Below are 17699 nucleotides of genomic sequence, written 5' to 3'. Positions count from 1 at the left end.
GGTCTCCAGAGCGATGGAGGAAGGGATTCAGCAGGTCTTGCGGACGTAGCCGGGGTCGCCGGGGACGGAGACGTCCACGTCGCGCTGCACGATCGTCAGCGTCCCGCCGTACTGCGAGCAGGCCGTGGAGCGGCCGCTGTTGGTGTACTCGATCACGATCACGTTGTTGCCGAAGGCATCGACGTAGTCGCCGCACTCGTCGTACTGGCCGCACTCCTCGGCGACGGCGAAGTCCAGGCCGACTGCCTGCCGGTCCCCGGCGAGCTCGACCGTGTTCTTCTGCGCGATGGCCAGGTTCTCGGCGTGCGCGTGGGTGGCGAGCAGCGTCAGGTATGCCTTCGCATTGGCCGCGGTGAGGAGCTTCTTCGAGCGGGTATAGCTGTCGTAGTTGTCCGGCTCGATCGCCTGGTACCCCTTGGCCGCGCAGCCGTCGATCCAGCCGTTGACCTTGGACGCGATCCGGCTCCGCTTGTCCGCCGTACGGAAGTCGAGCAGCGGTTCGCCCCAGTCCTCGTCGATCACGAGCCTGCCCTTGGCGTCGCGGAGCAGCAGGTCGGAGTCCCACTGTCCTTTTTCGCCGGGCTGAACCTGGAAGGCGTTGACGTAGCAGATGTTGTAGAGCCCCGCCGCCGGTGCGGCGGTCCGGTCGCGGGTGACCACCTTGACGCCGGCGGGCGGCGTGTAGGCCCCGCCGATCTGGTAGTCGAACTTGGCGTGCGTCGGCGGCAGGGTGACGGCCGCGTCGGCGGAGGTGCGGGTGAGGACGGTTGCGGTGACTGCGAGGGCCGGCGTCAACATGGCCGCGACTCCGGCGAGGAGGCGGCGAGAGAGTCTGGACACGATTTGCTCCATCGGTCCCGGGGACGCGACCCCGCCTCGGGCCTCACCTGAACCCTGGCGCCGGAAAACCGGACTTCAGGCCCTCGGCCTGGTACCGGCTGGGTGCGTCACTGCCGATCAAGTTAAGCGACGAAGGCACCGTGCGGTCAAGGGAAAGCTGCAAACAAGTGCGCGAATGCCGCCGGATAAAGCGGCACTGCGCATGCCGTCAGGCGCTGCCGAGCGCCTCGGTGGCGGTGCGGCCGGCGCTGGTCGTGCGCTGCAGGAACTCGACGAGGAGCTTCAGCTCGGCCTCGGAGTAGTCGGCGAGGAGCTCGTCCATCGTGCTGTTCATCCCCGAGTAGAGCTGGAAGACCTCCGCGTTGCGGTCGCGCAGGGCGCGGACCGTCACCGCGCGCCGATCGGTCGCCTCCGGGTCGCGTTCGCGGACGATCCAGCCGCTCTTCTGCAGGCGGTCGAGAACGCCGGTCATCGTCGCGGGATGAAGTCCGGCCCGCCGGGCGAGGGCGCTCGGGCTGACCGGCCCGTGCCGGGTGATGAGCTCCAGGCAGTCCAGGTCGACGTCCTTCAGCTCGAGGTGCCCGCTGACCTGGTGGTTGAGCAGTGACAACTGATTGCTCAGTTCGCGCAGCGAGTCCTTGATCTCGTTGGCGAACCGGCGGCCGCGTCGCGCCGGTTCGCCCGAAGATGCGGGACTCATATGATCTGCTCCTCGTGTCGTACGGTTCCCGCACAACATGGTACTCACTCCGCGCCGACGAACTCCGCGACCACGGCGGCGAACTCGGCACTGCGGTCCTCGATGCCGAAATGACCGGCGTTCTCGAGGATCGCCTCCTGGGCCCCAGGAATCGCTTCGCCCAGCGTCGCCCTGCCCTCGCCGACCCCGAAGTCGTGGTCGGCATGCACGTACAGGAAAGGGATGGACAAGGTCCGCAGCACGGACCACGCCTTGCGATTCGGCACGGTCGCGTCGTCGTACGGCGTGAGCGGGATGAGCAGCGGGAACTGCCGGGCACCCTGCAGGTAGCTCTCGTCCGGGAACGGAGCGTCGTACGCCGCCCGGACAGCGGGATCGAGCTCGGTGACGGTACCTCGGTCGACGACCTGGCTGGCCACGAACGGGTTCGATCGCTGGCTCAGTTGCAGCCAGATGGACAGCAGAGCGCTTGGCTCGCGGTCCCCGGTCGGCATCGAGGTGCTCGTCGCGACGACGCGGCGGAACCTGTCCGGGTGTTCGGCGAGCAAACGCAGGCCCAGCAGGCCGCCCCAGTCGTGGCAAACCATGGTGACGTCGGACAGCTCGAGCCTGTCGAAGACGACCTGGCGGAGCCAGTCGAGATGGGACTGGTACGTGTAGTCGAATCGGTCGGCCGGCTTGTCGGACTTGCCGAAACCGACGAGATCAGGGGCGATGCAGCGGTGTCCGGCAGCGACCAGCGGTGGGATGACGTGGCGGTACAGGTAGCTCCAGGTCGGCTCGCCGTGCAGGAGCAGTACGGTCTCGCCGGACGCGGCGGCCGGATCAGGCTGTTCGTCGACGTAGTGCACACGCAGGCCGGAGCCATCGCCGGCATCGATGTCCACGTAGTGCGGTTCGAACGGGTAGTCGCGGAGTCCGTCGAACCTGGCGTCCGGAGTACGGCGAACCTCGATCGTCACGATGCCACCGCCCGGAAGCTGTCGGCGTGGTCCGCGACCCACTGGGCGAAGGTGCGAGCCGGTCGGCCGAGGACGCGCTCCACCTGGTCGGTGACCGGGGCGGGCTTTCCGGCGTCTCGTGCGTACCTGGCCATCAGTGCGTCGACGAATCCTTCCGGCAGTCCGTTCGCGGCCAGTCCGCGAGCTGCGATTTGCGGTGGGACCTCCTCGAACCGCAGGGGGCGGCCGATCACCTCACCGATGATGGTGACCAACTCCTGGTGGGTCAGCGACTGCGGACCGGTCACCGGGATCCGCTGACCATCGAGGTCGGCGTGGGTCAGTGCGTGCGCGATCACCGCGGCCAGATCCGACTCGTGGATCGGCGACTCGGCGAAGTTCGCATAAGGGGCTCGAACGACGTCGCCGGCGCGCGCCTGGGCGCCGAACATGCCGATCGTGTTCGTGGCGAACGTGCTGGCGCGCACCGCCACCCAGGGCAGTCCAGCCGTGGTGACGGCGTCCTCCACCTCTTTGTTGCGATCACCGTTGAATCGCGACGGCTGGTGCGCGGGGTCGTCGTCGACGTTGATCGCCGACAAGGCCACCACTCGCCGCACCCCCTTCTCGGCCGCGAGCGCGAGCAACTTCGACGCGTTCTCACCGACGGCCCGCGGATGCACGAACAGGGCTTCGGCGCCCTCCAAGTCCGGCGCAGACCTGGAGACGGCCTGGACGGCAACGCCTTGGTCCTCCAGCAACTTCACCAGCGGACGACCGACAGTCCCGGTCGCTCCAGTGACCACGATCATGAGCAGCTCCCTCTGAGGTTTGTATGACATTCATATCGTATGAATTTCGTACGATATGTCAAACCTGACCTCTGTCCTGATGCCGCCTCAGGGTCTTGACGGATGTGGTTTTAACCGGTTTAGTGATCGTTTAAACCGGTTAAATAACGTCTCTTGAGGTGTTTTCGGATGAGTAAGCGACCGACGATTGCGGATGTGGCTCGGCGGGCCGGTGTGTCCAAGGGGTCGGTGTCGTTCGCGCTCAATGGGCGGCCCGGGCTGGCGCAGGCGACGGTGGACAAAATCCTCGCCGCGGCCGACGATCTCGGCTGGAGGCCGAGCAACCGGGCCCGTTCGCTGTCGGTCTCCAAGGCGTTCGCGCTCGGCCTGGTGATCACCCGGGACCCGGCCGTGCTGACGTCCGACCCGTTCTTCCCGGCGTTCATCGCAGGTGTCGAGAGCGTCCTGTCCACCCGGGGCCAGGCGCTGGTCCTGCAGGTCGTCACGGCCGGCGAGTCCGAGGAGGATGGCTACCGCCGGCTCGCGCGGGACGGGCGGGTCGACGGGGTGTTCCTGTCCGACCTCCGTCATGACGATCCCCGCATCGACCTGCTGGTCGAGCTGGGCCTGCCCGCAGTCACTCTGAACCGGCCGGACGGTACGTCGCCGTTCCCGGCCGTCACCCTGGACGACCGCCCGGGGACGAGCGCAGTGGTGCAGCATCTACTCGAGCTCGGGCACACCCGGATCGCCCAGGTCGCCGGCCCGCCCGCCTTCGTGCACGCGACCGCCCGGACCACTGCCTTCGTCGAGACCCTGGCGGCTGCCGGCCTGGAGCCGCTGACCGAGACCGGCGACTTCACCGCCGCGGGCGGGATCGAGGCCACCCGTCGGCTGCTCGAGCTCCCGAAGCCGCCGACCGCGATCTTCTTTGCCAACGACCGGATGGCGATCGCCGGTCTCGGCGCCGCCCAGGCCGCCGGGCTGACCGTGCCCGACGACCTGAGCATCGCCGGCTTCGACGACAGTGAGCTCGCCGAGTACGTCCATCCCGGCCTGACCACCGTCCGCGCCGACCCGTTCGCCTTCGGCGAGGCGGCGGCCCTGACCCTCAACCAGCTCGTCGACGGTGCGGCCGACGTACCCGACACCGAGCTCCCGCCCGCCCGGCTCGTCGTCCGCGGCTCCACCGCGCCCCCGGCGTAGTCCCGCGGCCCCCGCAATGTCCCCCCGCGTAGTCCCTGCGTTGCCCCTGGAGGAATCATGAAGTTGCAAGCTGGACTGCTGGCCGTCGTCCTGGCCGGCTCGCTCGTCGCGTGCGGCGACAGTGGCGGCGGCTCCGGTGACGCCGACGCCGCGGCCAAGGCGCGCGGACCGATCACGATCTGGTACTCGAACAACGCCGAGGAAGTGGCCTGGGGCAAGCAGATGGTCGCGGCCTGGAACGCCGAGCACGCGGACCAGAAGATCACCGCCCAGGAGATCCCGACCGGGAAGAGCTCCGAGGAGGTCATCGGCGCCGCGATCACGGCCGGCAACGCGCCGTGCCTGATCTTCAACACCTCGCCGGCCTCGGTCTCGCAGTTCCAGAAGCAGGGCGGTCTGGTGCCGCTCGACAGCTTCAGCGACGGCAAGTCGTACATCGAGGACCGGTCGGGCGACGTCGCGCAGCAGTACAAGTCCGCCGACGGGAAGTACTACCAGCTGCCCTGGAAGTCGAACCCGGTGATGATCTTCTACAACAAGAAGGCGTTCGCGAAGGCCGGCATCGACACCACCAACCCGCCGCTGAAGACGTACGACGAGTTCCTCGCGACGTCGCGCAAGGTGGTCAGCTCGAAGGCCGCGAAGTTCGCCATCTACCCGGCGCCGAGCAACGAGTTCTACCAGTCCTGGTTCGACTTCTACCCGCTGTACGCGGCCGAGACCGGCGGCAAGCAGTTGGTTGCCGATGGCAAGTCGACGTTCGCCTCCGACGAGGGCAAGAAGGTCGCCGGCTTCTGGCGGACCATGTACCAGGACAAGCTGGCCTCGCCGGAGAAGTACACCGGTGACGCGTTCGTCGACGGGACGTCCGCGATGGCGGTCGTGGGTCCGTGGGCGATCGCGACGTACAAGGGCAAGGTCGACTGGGGCGTCGTACCGGTGCCGACCTCGTCCGGCAAGGCGGCCAACGAGATCCACACCTTCAGTGATGCGAAGAACGTCGCGATGTACTCCGCGTGCAAGAACCGCGGGACGGCGTGGGACGTGCTGAAGTTCGCCACCAGCAAGGACCAGGACGGCAAGTTCCTGGCCGGGACCGGGCAGATGCCGCTGCGCAAGGACGTGGCGACGACGTACGCCGACTACTTCGCGAAGAACCCGGACTACAAGGTCTTCGCCGACCAGGCGTCGCGCACGGTCGAGGTGCCGAACGTGCCGAACTCGATCGCGATCTGGCAGACCTTCCGCGACGCCTACTCGAAGTCGGTGATCTTCGGCCAGCAGGACGTCGGTTCGGCCCTGGACGGCGCCGCGCAGAAGATCGATCAACTCGCCAAGCAGTCATGAGGCGGGGGTTCCTCGGCCGGATCCTCGGTGATCATCCGGCCGGAACCGCGTTCGTCACGCCGTACGTCGTGTTCCTGTTCGCGGTGTTCGCGTATCCGCTCGGGTTCGCCGTGTACATGTCGTTCCACGACTACTTCTTCGCGGCGCCGGGCGCGATCGTGGAGCGGCCGTTCGTAGGGTTCGACAACTACGTGACGGTGCTGTCGGACCCGGCGATCCGGCGCGCGTTCGGCAACGTGCTGATCTTCCTGGTGATCAACGTCCCGCTCACGGTCGTACTGTCACTGGGACTGGCCAACGCCCTGAACGCCGCGATCCGCTGGCGCACGTTCTTCCGCGTCTCGTACTACGTCCCGTACGTCACCGCCAGCGTCGCGGTCGTCGGGGTCTGGCTGTTCCTCTTCAACTCCAACGGCCTGGTCAACTCGGTCCTGGGGCCGCTCGCCCCGGATCCGTCGTGGCTGGTCAACTCCAGGCTCGCGATGCCAACGGTCGCCATCTACGTCACGTGGAAACAGCTCGGCTTCTTCATCCTGCTCTACCTCGCCGCGCTGCAGAATGTGTCCAAGGACCTGTACGAAGCGGCATCGATGGACGGCGCCGGCCGCTGGAAGTCGTTCCTCAACGTCACTGTGCCGGGCGTTCGGCCCGCGACCACCTTGGTCGTGCTGGTCGCCACGGTGACCGGAGCGAACCTGTTCACCGAGCCGTACCTGTTGACCGGAGGCGGTGGACCGGACGGAGCATCCGCATCGCCGGTCCTGATCATGTACCAGCGCGGCATCGAGCAGGGGAACCCGGACGTGGGATCGGCGATCGGGGTGCTGCTGGTGATCGGCGTACTGCTGCTCGCGCTGATCGAGCGGCGGTTCGTGGGGAGGGAGGAGGACTGATGAAGGTCAAGTTCGTCGCGCTGCTCGTCGGCGCCTTCGTGTTCCTCTTTCCCTTCTACTACATGCTGATCGGCTCGCTGCAGAGCGAACCGGATCCGTCCGTCGCCGGGGCGTTCCCGTCACCGGGCAACCTGACGTTGCACAACTACGGCGAGATCAACAAGGCGATCCACCTCGGCCGGTCGTTGATCAACTCCGGCATCTTCACCGGCGGCGTGATCCTCGGAACGCTGGTCTTCGGCGTGCTCGCGGGCTATGCGCTGGCGCGGTTGCAGTTCCGTGGGCGCGCGCTGGTGTTCAACCTGATGCTGCTGATCCAGGTCGTGCCGTTCCAGTTGCTGACGATCCCGCTGTACGTGCTGATCGTGCGCAGTTACGGGCTCGCGGACTCGTACCTCGGGATGATCCTGCCGTTCCTGATCAACTCGACCGCGGTGTTCGTGTTCCGGCAGTACTTCCTGCAGTTGCCGGCCGAGCTGTTCGACGCGGCCCGGATCGACGGGGCGTCGGAGTTGAGCATCCTGTGGCGGGTCGCCGTACCGCTGGTCCGGCCGGCGCTGCTGACCGGTGTGCTGCTGACGTTCATCGGGCCGTGGAACGAGTTCCTCTGGCCGTTCCTGATCACCAAGCAGCAGGACCTGCAGCCGTTGGCGGTCTCGCTGTCGAACTACCTGACCACGGTGTCGGCGCGGGCGGCGAACCCGTTCGGCGCGGTGCTGGCCGGAGCGTGTGTACTCGCGGCGCCGGCGGTCACCTTGTTCATCATCTTCCAGCGCCGGTTCATCTCGACGAACCTGTCATCCGGCGTCAAAGGCTAACTCTTGCTGCGCTAATTCCTGAAGGGCTTCTCGTGACTGTTCCCTATACCCTGACCCGTGTCGGTGTACTCATGACCGCCGAGCCGGGCAACGAACTCGAGGCCGAAGGGGTGCTGAACCCGGCGACCGGTCACACCCCGGACGGAGCGCTGTACCTGCTTCCCCGTCTGGTTGCCACCGGCAACATCTCGCGGGTCGGCCTGGCCCGGGTCGAAGTGAAGGACGGCGTACCGGTCGGGGTCGAGCGCGAGGGCGTCGTACTCGCACCGGACGAGGGCTGGGAGCGCGGCAAGAACAACGCCGGCGTGGAGGATCCCCGCGTCACCTTCGTCCCGTCCTTGGGCCTGCATGTGATGACGTACGTCGCGTACGGCCCGCTCGGCCCGAAGCCTGCGCTCGCGGTTTCGGAGGATCTCCGCGAGTGGCGCCGGCTCGGCCCGCTGCACTTCGAGTACCAGCCTGACCTCGACACCGACCTCAACCTGTTCCCCAACAAGGACACGGTGTTCTTCCCCGAGCCGGTGCCCGGTCCGGACGGCGCGCCGTCGTACGCGATGCTCCATCGTCCGATGTGGGATCTCGGCTGGTTTCGCGAGGGCGAAGGCGTGCACCTGCCGGCCGGCGTGACCGACGACCGGCCGGGGATCTGGGTGTCGTTCGTGCCCGTGGCCGCGGTCGAGACCGACGTGCGGAACCTTGTCCATCTGCGCAACCACCGGCTGGTCGCGATGTCGGAGTACCCGTTCGAGGAGCTGAAGATCGGGGCCGGCCCGGCGCCGCTGCGGATCCCCGAGGGCTGGCTCGTCATCCACCACGGCGTCACCGGCGAGCAGCCGGAAGGCTTCGATCCCACCACCCAGAAGGTCTGCTACGCCGCGGGCGCGCTCATCCTCGACCCCGAGGACGTGACCCGCGTCATCGCCCGGACCACCGAACCCCTCATGGTGCCCGAGACCGACGAGGAGAAGATCGGCACGGTCGGCAATGTCGTCTTCCCGACGGCGATCGAGCAGGTGGACGGCAACCAGTACGTCTTCTACGGCATGGCCGACGCCGCGATCGGCGTGGCCAGATTGGACCGGCTGCCATGAACCCGACCCGCCGCACCGTCATCGGCGGAGCCCTTGCAGTAGCCGCCGCGTCAACCGTCGCCCTCCCCGCGTCGGCGGCCGGCCGACTCTCCAACCTCGCGCACCTCGACTTCCTCCGCACCTCGGTGACCCCGCCGGCCGCAGCGGGCCACACCACCTTCGGGAGCGGACCGGTCGGCGTGCTGTGGACGTACGCCGACCGGCAGCCGGACGGCTCGTACAAACGCATCGGCGGGGGTGCCTACGACGCTGCGACGAACACCTATGGGCAAGGTGCTTTCAACGCCGACGACATTGCCCGGGCCGCGGTGGTCTACCTGCGGCACTGGAAGCTGTTCCACTCCGCGGCTTCATTGGACGCCGCCCGCGGGCTGCTTCGCAGTCTCACCTTCCTCCAGTCGCCCAACGGCAACGTCGTCCTCTGGATGCAGCCCGACGGCACACTGAACCCGAGCGCCGATCCCGTTGAACTTCCGGATCCGTCCGACTCCGGCCCGTCGTACTGGCTGGCTCGCACGGTCTGGGCGCTGGGGGAGGGGTACGCCGTCTTCCGCCGTACCGACCGCGCCTTTGCGGCGTTCCTTCGCGACCGGCTCGAGCGTGCGATCTCGGCGCTCGATCGTCAGGTCCTGGTCCGCTACGGGCAGTACAACGTGGTCGACGGGCGCCGGCTGCCCGCCTGGCTGATCGTCAACGGTGCGGACGCCACAAGCGAAGCCGTGCTTGGACTCTCAGCCTACGTCGCGGCGGGCGGCTCAGCTGCGGCGCGGCGGACGCTGGCCCGCTTTGCTGAGGGCATGGGGGAGATGGCGGCCGGTTCGAGGCGCGAGTGGCCGTTCCGTGCGTTGATGCCGTGGGGCGAGTCGATCTCGGACTGGCACGCGTGGGGCGCGCAGATGCCTTCCGGACTCGCGGCCGCGTCGAAGGCTCTCGGCGTACCCAAGCTGCTGGCCCCGGCGATCGGCGACACCGCGGGCTTCACCCCGCTCCTGATGACGGCCGGCGGTCCGGACAACGGCTGGCTCCCGACGCCGATCGACCGCACTCAGATCGCGTACGGCGTCGACGCCCGGCTGCAAGGCCTCCTCGCCGTTGGGCTTCCCGGCCTGAAGCAGGTCGCTGCCTTCGTCGCCGCCTGGTACTTCGGCGCCAACCGGGCCGGTGAGCCGATGTACGACGCCGCGACCGGCCGAACCTACGACGGGATCTCCGGCGATGGGGTGATCAACCGCAACTCCGGTGCAGAGTCCTCGATCCACGGTCAGCTGTCGATGCTCGCCCTCGACGCCCACCGAGACGTCGCCCGCCTCACAGGCACGCCGTCGTACGACGGCCTGCAGATCATCGAGGCGGAGTCCGCCACCGGCGGTCAGGTCGTCACGCCACCATCGGCGTGGACCGGGGAATCCCAATGGAGCAACGGCTCCTACCTTTCCCTCGACGGTACGGCGGCCTGGACCGTGCCGGCGTCATCGCAGCAGCGGCTGGTCCTCCCGGTCGTCAACCTCATCGACACGCCGACCCCGGCTCGCACCACCTGGACCACCGGCACCCGAGCGCTAGGCACCCTCACCCACGTCTGCGGACCGCAAGGTATCTCCGCCGCGCCCGGTGCGCTCCGGCCTCTGACACTCGCCAACCCGCTCCCGGCCGGCGCGACCACCCTCACCGTCACGTCCACGGGCACTGCTCAGCTGGACGCTGTACTCCTTCTTCCGACGGTCAGCAGTCTGCGCATCGGAGCCAGCACATTGCTGGCGAGTGTGGACGATCACGCTCGTGTGGTGAGTGTTCCGGGCAGGCACTCCTACACCTATGATGCGACGGGCAAACTAGTTGCTCGGGGCCACGCTTCGCGCACGCTCGTCGTACCTGGTGGGTTTACCGTCGTGCTCGGCTGAGGGCCTCGGCGCACCAGTCCGCCACGAACATGAGCGCCTGCCCGCGTTGGTGGAACAGGTGCCGGCTGTCGACCTGGCGGTGATAGGCGTTGTGGGCGGGGTCGGCGGCGCGGCCGAGCAGACCGGGTAGGAGCCAGGCGTACTTCACTCCGGACGCCATCACCGCCAGGCGCACCTCGTCCGGGTTGCCTCGCCTGCCGGCCTCGCGCAGGCCGTCGAGATAGTTGGCGATGCACGTCTCGGCGAGCTCGGGAAGACGCGAGGCCGGCCAGAACAGGTCGAAGACCGCGTCCGGGATGTAGTTGCCGATGTCCTCGCCGAGTGCACCGTCGCCGGTGAACGCCCAGTCGAAGAGCGCGAGTTCGCCGCTCGGCCGCTGGACCACGTTCGAGACCCAGAAGTCCAGGTGGCAGGTGGCGCGGGGGAGACTCGCGACGAGATCGAGCAGGGCGTCGCGTTCAACCATGAGTCGGGTCCAGGCTGCCCGGAGTTCGCCCGGCCAGGTCTCGCGGATGAGTGGCTGCTGCCAGGCGGCATCGTCGCTCAGCAACTGCCAGGGCACCTCGCGGGTCGTCGAGTAGTCGCGCAGGAAGCCCGTCGACGTCCACGGCCGAACGGAGGCCGGCTGTGCCTGCCAGCGGCCGAAGGCCCGCGTGAGCGCCGCGTGCTCGGCCAGGCTGAACTGAGTTCCTGAGGTCCCGCCGATGTCTTCCATCATCAGTACGGCGCCGTCCGGCCACTCCTCGACCTCGGCCTCGGGCAGCACGAGCCCGGCGTCGGCGAGCCGGCCGCGGAGTTCGTCGTCCTGGTACACCTCGAGCTCTCGGCGCCAGTAGTTCCAGTGCCGCGGGTCGGTGGACGCGGCCCACGGACCGGTGGAGTCCCGTGGACTCTGGAGCTGCTTGCGTACGGCGGTGCGGCCGTCGGCGTACGTGATGCGCTCCACGGTCGCCGTCACCGCGTTGAGCGGGTTGTGGCGCAGAGTCGCCGTACCGACTTCCGGGTGACCGGTCATGAGAAGTAATGCTGACATGCGTCAGCGGCTCAGCCCAGCAGCGTCTTAGGTGGTAGACCGGTCAGTGCTTTGACGTCGCGAGTGAAGTGGGCCTGATCGGCATACCCGGTCAAGGTGGCGACGTCGGCGAGGGCAAGGCCGGTGCGGGCGTGGTCGAGAGCAACGTTCATCCAGAGCACGCGGTCGAGCATCTTCGGGCCGTACCCGAACGCGTCCAGGCAGCGTCGGTGCAGTTGGCGCTCGCTCAGCCCGATCGTCTCCGCCAACCGGGAGACTCCGGCTGTGCCGCGGAGCAGTCCGCCGCGGACGTTGCGCAGTACGTAGCCGATCAGTCGGTCCGGCGGCTCGTCGACCAGCTTGGCGACCTCCGCATCCAGCGCCACGGCCGGGTCGGGGGACGACTTGATCCGGTCCAGCAGCTGCCTGCTCCGGGTCGGTGACCACAGGTCGGCCAGCGGGACGCGCTCGTTCAGCAGTTCGCGGGCCGGTACGCCGAGGAAGCCTGGCGCGGCACCGGGCGCGAACCGGATCCCGGCGTACTGCGTGCCGCGGGAGGCGCTGCCCGTCCACGCGTGACTGTCCGGCCCCGCGACGACCAGGTCGCCGTCGATCAGCAGCAGATCCATGCAGCCGTCGGGCAGGATCCGATACTCCCCACCCTCGGCCGTCCGGGTCCACAGGTCGGCGCCCGGGATGAGCGCGGCACGCTCCCGGTACGGCTCGACGGCTACAGTCACAGTTCCAGTCTGCAACGCCGCACCGACAGTCCTGGACCCGCGGAGGAGATGCCGATGTCACGACGCGACGATCTGTCAGGGGTTCCGCTGCTCGGGCGGACGGTTGCACCGGAGGGATCCGGGCTCGTGCTCGCGGAGTGGGAGGCCGCGGGTCGTACGTCGGACGAGGTCGCATGGCAGGCGCCGCTGCATGTTCACCACGCCGACGACGAGGCGTGGTACGTGCTGTCCGGGACGCTGCGGCTGAACATCGACGGCGAGGACTACGACGTACCGGCCGGTTCCGGAATCGTCGGTCCACGGGGCGTGCCGCACACGTTCGGGAATCCGTCCGAGGAGCCGGCGCGGTACGTGCTCGTCATGTCGGCGACCACCAAGGCCCTGCTCGCGGAGTTGCACGGCGGGTTCTCCGGTGATGTGGCGGCGCTGTTCGAGAAGTACGGGTGCTCGTTGCTCGGATGATCAGTGCGGGAGGACGACGTCCAGGACCGGTACGTCGACGGGCAGGTACTTGACCAGGGCAACGTTCTCGCGGATCAGCTCGTCGCGCAGCGCCGTACCCGTGCGGCGGTCGATCACCGTCCGCCAGATCTCGTTCCGCCGGAAGTAGTCGGCGCCGACGCGGAGGAACCGCTCCTCCTTGGCGAACACCCGGTACGACGACTCGGCCGGCACGTCGGCGAGGATCTCGCCCTCGAGGTAGCGGTCGCCGACGCCGACGTGCAGCTGGAACGTCTGGTCGGTGTCGTTGCGGAACTGCAGATCCACGTAGTTGTAGACGATGCTGCAGCCCACTCCCCACGGCAGCACCCGGCCGTTGTCCGGGAACGGGTCGAAGCTGTGCGTCGACCGCTGCGTCACGGTCAACGGCGAATGCAGCACCATCCAGTGCAGCAGGTTGGCGAGCTGGCAGATGCCACCGCCGATGCCCGGCCGGGCCTGTCCGTTCGACAGCCGCATGCCCTGCATGTATCCCTTGCGCCGGGTCGCGTTGCCGACCAGCTTGTTGAAGGAGAACGTCTCACCCGGCCGGATCAGCAGCCCGTCGACCTGTGCGCAGGCAAGCTTCAGGTTGGTCACCTTGTTGTGCTGCATCCACATCTCGGTCTCGCCGAGCTGACGCAGCAGCAGCGACTTGTGCCGCTTGATCCGCACCGGAAGGTCGCCTGTCTGCCGGATCGCGGCGTACGGCGTGCTGGACCTCATCCACTCGAGCCGCTTGAGCACACGGTGGTACCGCACCGCCAGCGGGTAGAGCAGCGGCATCCGCTCGCTCCACCGGCGATGGTGGACCGCGGGCAGCACACGGGCCCGCTCCGCTTCACTCAGCTCCCGCACCTCGACCCGCCACGGCGTACCCGGCGTCACCCCAGCCGACGCCGATTCGTGCAGTGGTGTGGCGATTGTGGTCTCAGACATCATTCCCCCGAACGAGTTGGCCGGCCTCGCGACCGACCTCGGTTACCGTACGCCGCCGCAGGCCCATTCAGATGACAGCAACCGCACGATCCGATTGCGCTCCCTATGACGCCGGGTGGGTGGCAAGAGTTCGGATGCGTGGTGTTTTCAGCCGATCTCGAGGGCGGTGCACACCCAGCGGTTGCGGCGGATCTCCATCCGCAACGCGATCGCCCGCGACCGGCCGCCACGACGTACATGCGCCGCCACCTCGGCGATGAACGGCTTCGGCATGAACACCCGCACCGACTGCACCGCGCTCTTCTCCTTCGCGCCGCGAGTGCCGGCGGTCGTGTTCAACCCGAGCAGCCGAACGCGCCGGTTCAACTCCATGAACACCACGTCATCGGTGAACCGCACCAGTTGCGAGATCGGCCGATCCCCGGCCAGCACCTCCGAAACCGCCTGAGCCAACCGCCCACCCCAAACCCGAGCCTCCGGCACCACCGGCAACTCACCACAACGACCCCGCGCCTGCCCGACGTACGTCTGCTCGCCCTGCGTTTGCTGGGACGCCTTACTGGGCTGCGCGGTCGCGACTCGCTGTGCCACGTGCCGAACCCGGCCACCCCGCACAGCTCCCGCGCCCGGAGCATGCTGGTCACCTGCCAGCGCGTCAGCGCGCTCCTCAGCGTGTGCCCCGGTCTCCGCATCTACTCGCGCTGCGCCCGCGTCCGGTACTGCCGACAGACCACTGGGCGCATCGGTGCGGGAGGCGTGCGGCGGCTGGGCTCCGTCAGGTTGCCCAGCCGCCTGCTCTGCACCATCCGGAACCAGCGCGAGCTTGCGAGCCTGCGGCTGGTGAGTGGTGTACGCCGCGATGCTCGACAGCCGGTGCGGCGCCGACTCGACCCCGAGTCGCGTGATCGCCTGCAACCGAAGGGCCAGGGCGCCGTCCGTCAGCTCAGCCGCGTACCGCGCAGTCGCCGGCACCGTGTGGCTCCCACCCACCGACCACAAACGCGGCCTGGTCACAGAAGCGAGCACATCCGGCGCCGGCGCGGGGACTGCGGTGAGGGTGACTGAGTCCGCCGGCGAGGTCGGGTCGGTGACGGCCATGAGAGCCTCCGTTGATTCCGGTGCCGAGGTGAGGTTGGTCGTACGGGAGGTGAGCGGGAGATCGTCCGCGCGGAGGTTCTGTGGCTGGCTCATGTCACGGCTCCTGATGGGTGGGCGGGAGGTGGCCGGTGGATGCGGGCGGCACGCGGAGTACCTGCCCGGGAAGAATCAGGTCGGGGTCGTCCCCGATCACATGCCGATTAGCGGCGTACCACTCCGGCCACCGCGCCGCGATCGCCTCGTCCGTCGCACCCGGCCCGAGCTCCCGAGCAGCAATCGCCCAGAGCGAGTCCCCTTCCCGCACAACAACCCGCACCGTCACCCCCGCCCGCAACTCCGTATACCGAGTAGCAGCCCCCTCAGTAGGCCGATCCGGCACCCCCACCCGCCCCCACCCAGCCCCGCCCCGACCCCCCGACCCGGCCGAGCGCTCCGACCCGGCCGGGCGCTCAGAGGCAACTGGGTGGTCTGAGGTGGCCTGGTTACCTGTGCTGGCCGGGCGGTCAGAGGTGACTTGGCGCTCAGGACGGCCCTCGCGCTCAGCTGCGGTCGGACGTTCAGACGTGGTCGGACGGCCAGTGGTGGTCGGGCGCTCAGAGGTGGTTGGACGGTCAGAGACGGTTGGATGGTCGGAGCCGGGCCGGCGGTCAGTGCCGACCTGGGACTCCGAGGTCACCGGATGCTTAGAGCCGGCCGCACGCTCTGAGGCGTTCGGGCGGTCCGACGTAGTTGGGCGACCGCTCGTGTCGGCGGCTGAGCCACCCAGACGCAGGGTGGACGCCGGCTCGTTCGCCCGCCAGTCGGCAGAGGCCTTGGCATCCTGCCGCGGCTCCTCGTCCCCACCAATCTCCACCTTGGAAGCAGGCTCAGTAGCCCGCCACGCCTCAGCCGACTCCCGCTGCGACCTAGCAGTCGGCTGAGCTGCAGTTCTAGCTGCGGCTGCAGCGGATTGCGCGCTGGCGTCGGTGCCACCGATCCGGACGCTGGAGGCGGGCTCGGTAGCCCGCCAGGTGTTAACGGACTCCTGCTGCGACCTGGTGGGCGGCTTGGTGGCCGACTGAGCTGCGGTGCTGGCTGCTGCGGCGGACTGCTCGTTGCTGTCGGGACCGCTGATCTCCACGGTGGAGGCCGGCTCGGTAGCGCGCCAGGTGTTGGCGGAGCCCTCCTGCGACCTCGTGGCCGGCCGAGATGTCGTGTTGTCCGCGGCTGCCCGGTGGACGTTGGTGTCGGTGCCGCTGATCTGGATGGTGGAGGCGGGGTCGGTGGTTCGCCGGGTGGTGGCGGACTTGTGCTGCGAGCTGGTGGGCGGGTGGGTGGTGCCGGGTTGGAGGGTGGAGCGGGGTTCGGTGGTGCGCCAGTCGGAGTCGGTCAGGTGGATGGTGGAGGGGGTGGACTGGGGCCACTGGAGGACTTGGGTGGTGGGGGCGGGGGTTGCGTTGGCGGCGCCGACGGTGAGGGGGGTGACGGCTGCTACGCCCAGGCCGGAGCGGAGGAGGGTGCGGGCTGTCTTGGTGGTGATTCGGCCGGCGACGGCGCCGGCCAGCTCGCCGACGACGCCGGGGATCTGCTCGAGGACGGTCGTGAGGACCGCCAGGACCAGCCAGCCGTACGCGATCCAGGCGACCGTCCCGACCGCGAGGACGGTCAGTGAATCCAGGTCGTACGTCCGCGCGCCGGTGATCGACCCGGCGGTCATCCACCGCAGCAGCAGGCCGAGACCGACCAGCGCCAGCACCGCGAGGGTGCCCTTCAGCGCCCGGATCATCGCGTTCATCCCGCTTCGCTCCCGACCTATGAGTTTGCGCTAGTTTGCTTTGGCTTGATCACTATAGACCGGTCCTGGGCCAGCTTTGCAAGTCCTTAACGCACACAGCGTCGGTTTCCGACGCGCAGAGTGACGGGCGACCGCCGCCGGAGCACCCCGGACCGGTAGGTTCGCGGTCATGCGGTGGGATGCGTTGTTCGCGGACCTGGAGTCGCAGTTCGAGGCGCTCCAGGAGTCAGATCTGTACGGCGAAGTCGCCGATCGGATCCGCGCCGAGGTCGGGAAGATCACCGTCCTCGACCGGCTCCGCGGCGCGGTCAACACCGTCGTACGCGTCGAAGTGAACGACGCCGAGCCCGTCCGCGGCATGCTCAGCCGGGTCGGGAAGGACTGCCTGCTGCTCGAGACCGAGCGCTACGAGGAGTGGCTGATCCCGGTCACCGCACTCGTCGCCGTACACCGCCTGGGCCCCTGGGCCGAGCCGGCCGGAGCGGTCGAAGGCAAGCTCGGGCTCGCCCATCTGCTCCGGGGAATTGCCCGCGACCGCTCGCCGGTCACCCTGTTCTGCAGCGGCGGCGGCCCGGTCACCGGGACCATCGACCGCGTCGGCGCCGACTTCCTGGAGCTCGCCGAGCACCCGCTCGACGCCCCGCGGCGCCGCACCGAGGTCAACAGCGTCCGCCTCGTCCCCACCCAGGCCCTCCGAGCCCTCCGCCGCCGCTGAACCAAGGCGGCGCAAGCAGCAGTCGCTCCAGCGCCAGCCCGCTGGTGCGACCAAGGGGAACTACTACAGCTGTGCGTCCTCGGTGGTCTCGGCTTCCTCGCCGAAGGGATGGGCGTCGATGAAGTCCTTGGTCTCGGTGTAGAGCCGCTCGATGTACTTCTCCAGCTCGGTCGACTCGACCCGCCACTGACCGCGGCCGCCGATCTTGACCGCGGGAATGTCACCGCGGCGGACCAGGGCGTAGACCTGGTTGGCGGAGATGTTGAGCACCTCGGCGACATCGGCGAGCTGGAGGAAGCGGGGACCCGGCATCCGTCGTACTCCTTCACATAGTGGCTGGTTGTTTCAGTTTGCCACGGTTGGCGGGTGGACGGCCGGGTTTGTCCCCAGCCTGTGACTGCCTGTGGATGACC

18 protein-coding genes are annotated in these 17699 nt (G+C 68.5%); 8 read left to right on the top strand and 10 right to left on the bottom strand.

The features are described 5' to 3' along the window. Positions 1-27 precede the first annotated feature (27 nt). From ACIA58_RS29075 to ACIA58_RS29060, 4 genes are all read right to left on the bottom strand, one after another. Positions 28-840, bottom strand: coding sequence for an endo alpha-1,4 polygalactosaminidase (locus ACIA58_RS29075; RefSeq protein ID WP_396406979.1), 813 nt, complete (start codon positions 838-840; stop codon positions 28-30). A gap of 208 nt (positions 841-1048) precedes the next feature. Beyond that, a complete protein-coding gene (locus ACIA58_RS29070; RefSeq protein ID WP_396406978.1) occupies positions 1049-1540 on the bottom strand; it encodes a MarR family transcriptional regulator in 492 nt (163 codons plus the stop codon). A gap of 44 nt (positions 1541-1584) precedes the next feature. Next, positions 1585-2502: a haloalkane dehalogenase gene (locus ACIA58_RS29065; protein WP_396406977.1), complete on the bottom strand. Its 918-nt coding sequence runs from the start codon at positions 2500-2502 to the stop codon at positions 1585-1587. Then, positions 2499-3293, bottom strand: a complete 795-nt coding sequence (locus ACIA58_RS29060; RefSeq protein WP_396406976.1) for an NAD(P)H-binding protein — start codon at positions 3291-3293, stop codon at positions 2499-2501. The genes ACIA58_RS29065 and ACIA58_RS29060 overlap by 4 nt, the downstream gene beginning before the upstream one ends. Positions 3294-3461: 168 nt before the next feature. On the opposite strand from ACIA58_RS29060, the gene ACIA58_RS29055 reads away from it, so the two are divergent. The 6 genes from ACIA58_RS29055 (at position 3462) to ACIA58_RS29030 (ending at position 10528) form a co-directional block, all read left to right on the top strand. Beyond that, positions 3462-4478: a LacI family DNA-binding transcriptional regulator gene (locus tag ACIA58_RS29055; protein ID WP_396406975.1), complete on the top strand. Its 1017-nt coding sequence runs from the start codon at positions 3462-3464 to the stop codon at positions 4476-4478. Positions 4479-4535: 57 nt separating this feature from the next. After that, positions 4536-5825, top strand: a complete 1290-nt coding sequence (locus tag ACIA58_RS29050) for an extracellular solute-binding protein (RefSeq protein WP_396406974.1) — start codon at positions 4536-4538, stop codon at positions 5823-5825. Beyond that, on the top strand, positions 5822-6718 hold the full coding sequence (locus ACIA58_RS29045) for a carbohydrate ABC transporter permease (protein WP_396406973.1): 897 nt from the start codon (positions 5822-5824) through the stop codon (positions 6716-6718). The genes ACIA58_RS29050 and ACIA58_RS29045 overlap by 4 nt, the downstream gene beginning before the upstream one ends. Next, the gene (locus tag ACIA58_RS29040; protein WP_396406972.1) at positions 6718-7536 is read left to right on the top strand and encodes a carbohydrate ABC transporter permease; all 819 of its coding nucleotides are present in this window, start codon (positions 6718-6720) and stop codon (positions 7534-7536) included. Before ACIA58_RS29045 ends, ACIA58_RS29040 begins: the two co-directional genes overlap by 1 nt. Before the next feature lie 71 nt (positions 7537-7607). After that, positions 7608-8627 (top strand): glycosidase, encoded by a 1020-nt coding sequence (locus ACIA58_RS29035; protein ID WP_396406971.1) that lies wholly within the window; start codon positions 7608-7610, stop codon positions 8625-8627. Beyond that, the gene (locus tag ACIA58_RS29030) at positions 8624-10528 is read left to right on the top strand and encodes a hypothetical protein (protein ID WP_396406970.1); all 1905 of its coding nucleotides are present in this window, start codon (positions 8624-8626) and stop codon (positions 10526-10528) included. Before ACIA58_RS29035 ends, ACIA58_RS29030 begins: the two co-directional genes overlap by 4 nt. Here ACIA58_RS29030 and ACIA58_RS29025 read toward each other — a convergent pair. Together ACIA58_RS29025 and ACIA58_RS29020 are read right to left on the bottom strand one after the other, a co-directional pair. Further along, on the bottom strand, positions 10509-11543 hold the full coding sequence (locus ACIA58_RS29025; RefSeq protein WP_396406969.1) for an aminoglycoside phosphotransferase: 1035 nt from the start codon (positions 11541-11543) through the stop codon (positions 10509-10511). The two genes, ACIA58_RS29030 and ACIA58_RS29025, sit on opposite strands and share 20 nt — an antisense overlap. Before the next feature lie 29 nt (positions 11544-11572). After that, positions 11573-12280, bottom strand: a complete 708-nt coding sequence (locus ACIA58_RS29020) for a helix-turn-helix domain-containing protein (RefSeq protein WP_396406968.1) — start codon at positions 12278-12280, stop codon at positions 11573-11575. Between the two features lie 54 nt (positions 12281-12334). On the opposite strand from ACIA58_RS29020, the gene ACIA58_RS29015 reads away from it, so the two are divergent. Then, entirely contained in the window at positions 12335-12742 is a 408-nt protein-coding gene (locus ACIA58_RS29015) for a cupin domain-containing protein (RefSeq protein WP_396406967.1), read from the top strand. Here ACIA58_RS29015 and ACIA58_RS29010 read toward each other — a convergent pair whose 3' ends face one another. From ACIA58_RS29010 to ACIA58_RS29000, 3 genes are all read right to left on the bottom strand, one after another. Further along, the gene (locus tag ACIA58_RS29010; RefSeq protein ID WP_396406966.1) at positions 12743-13699 is read right to left on the bottom strand and encodes a VanW family protein; all 957 of its coding nucleotides are present in this window, start codon (positions 13697-13699) and stop codon (positions 12743-12745) included. A 147-nt stretch (positions 13700-13846) separates the two neighbouring features. Next, complete coding sequence (locus tag ACIA58_RS29005) at positions 13847-14890, bottom strand: Rv3235 family protein (RefSeq protein ID WP_396406965.1); 1044 nt, start codon at positions 14888-14890, stop codon at positions 13847-13849. A 1-nt stretch (position 14891) separates the two neighbouring features. Beyond that, complete coding sequence (locus ACIA58_RS29000) at positions 14892-16571, bottom strand: LysM peptidoglycan-binding domain-containing protein (RefSeq protein WP_396406964.1); 1680 nt, start codon at positions 16569-16571, stop codon at positions 14892-14894. A gap of 169 nt (positions 16572-16740) precedes the next feature. Between ACIA58_RS29000 and ACIA58_RS28995 the strand changes: the two genes are divergently transcribed. After that, positions 16741-17286: a hypothetical protein gene (locus ACIA58_RS28995; protein ID WP_396406963.1), complete on the top strand. Its 546-nt coding sequence runs from the start codon at positions 16741-16743 to the stop codon at positions 17284-17286. Positions 17287-17349: 63 nt separating this feature from the next. Here the strand turns inward: ACIA58_RS28995 and ACIA58_RS28990 are convergent, their stop codons facing one another. Next, positions 17350-17598, bottom strand: a complete 249-nt coding sequence (locus ACIA58_RS28990) for a helix-turn-helix domain-containing protein (protein ID WP_396406962.1) — start codon at positions 17596-17598, stop codon at positions 17350-17352. Positions 17599-17699 lie beyond the last annotated feature (101 nt).

The organism is Kribbella sp. NPDC051586, from assembly GCF_044453965.1.
GTDB lineage: Bacteria > Actinomycetota > Actinomycetes > Propionibacteriales > Kribbellaceae > Kribbella.
The sequence above is the reverse complement of the archived record's forward strand: the minus strand, read 5'-3'. Positions and strand labels throughout refer to the sequence as shown.

Excerpts from the sequence above, each read along its gene's own strand:
- ACIA58_RS29070 (WP_396406978.1), bottom strand. The coding sequence starts at position 1,540 with ATGAGTCCCGCATCTTCGGGCGAACCGGCGCGACGCGGCCGCCGGTTC.
- ACIA58_RS29060 (WP_396406976.1), bottom strand. The coding sequence starts at position 3,293 with ATGATCGTGGTCACTGGAGCGACCGGGACTGTCGGTCGTCCGCTGGTG.
- ACIA58_RS29055 (WP_396406975.1), top strand. The coding sequence starts at position 3,462 with ATGAGTAAGCGACCGACGATTGCGGATGTGGCTCGGCGGGCCGGTGTG.
- ACIA58_RS29050 (WP_396406974.1), top strand. The coding sequence starts at position 4,536 with ATGAAGTTGCAAGCTGGACTGCTGGCCGTCGTCCTGGCCGGCTCGCTC.
- ACIA58_RS29045 (WP_396406973.1), top strand. The coding sequence starts at position 5,822 with ATGAGGCGGGGGTTCCTCGGCCGGATCCTCGGTGATCATCCGGCCGGA.
- ACIA58_RS29040 (WP_396406972.1), top strand. The coding sequence starts at position 6,718 with ATGAAGGTCAAGTTCGTCGCGCTGCTCGTCGGCGCCTTCGTGTTCCTC.
- ACIA58_RS29035 (WP_396406971.1), top strand. The coding sequence starts at position 7,608 with ATGACCGCCGAGCCGGGCAACGAACTCGAGGCCGAAGGGGTGCTGAAC.
- ACIA58_RS29030 (WP_396406970.1), top strand. The coding sequence starts at position 8,624 with ATGAACCCGACCCGCCGCACCGTCATCGGCGGAGCCCTTGCAGTAGCC.
- ACIA58_RS29025 (WP_396406969.1), bottom strand. The coding sequence starts at position 11,543 with ATGACCGGTCACCCGGAAGTCGGTACGGCGACTCTGCGCCACAACCCG.
- ACIA58_RS29015 (WP_396406967.1), top strand. The coding sequence starts at position 12,335 with ATGTCACGACGCGACGATCTGTCAGGGGTTCCGCTGCTCGGGCGGACG.
- ACIA58_RS29010 (WP_396406966.1), bottom strand. The coding sequence starts at position 13,699 with ATGTCTGAGACCACAATCGCCACACCACTGCACGAATCGGCGTCGGCT.
- ACIA58_RS29005 (WP_396406965.1), bottom strand. The coding sequence starts at position 14,890 with ATGAGCCAGCCACAGAACCTCCGCGCGGACGATCTCCCGCTCACCTCC.
- ACIA58_RS29000 (WP_396406964.1), bottom strand. The coding sequence starts at position 16,571 with ATGAACGCGATGATCCGGGCGCTGAAGGGCACCCTCGCGGTGCTGGCG.
- ACIA58_RS28995 (WP_396406963.1), top strand. The coding sequence starts at position 16,741 with ATGCGGTGGGATGCGTTGTTCGCGGACCTGGAGTCGCAGTTCGAGGCG.
- ACIA58_RS28990 (WP_396406962.1), bottom strand. The coding sequence starts at position 17,598 with ATGCCGGGTCCCCGCTTCCTCCAGCTCGCCGATGTCGCCGAGGTGCTC.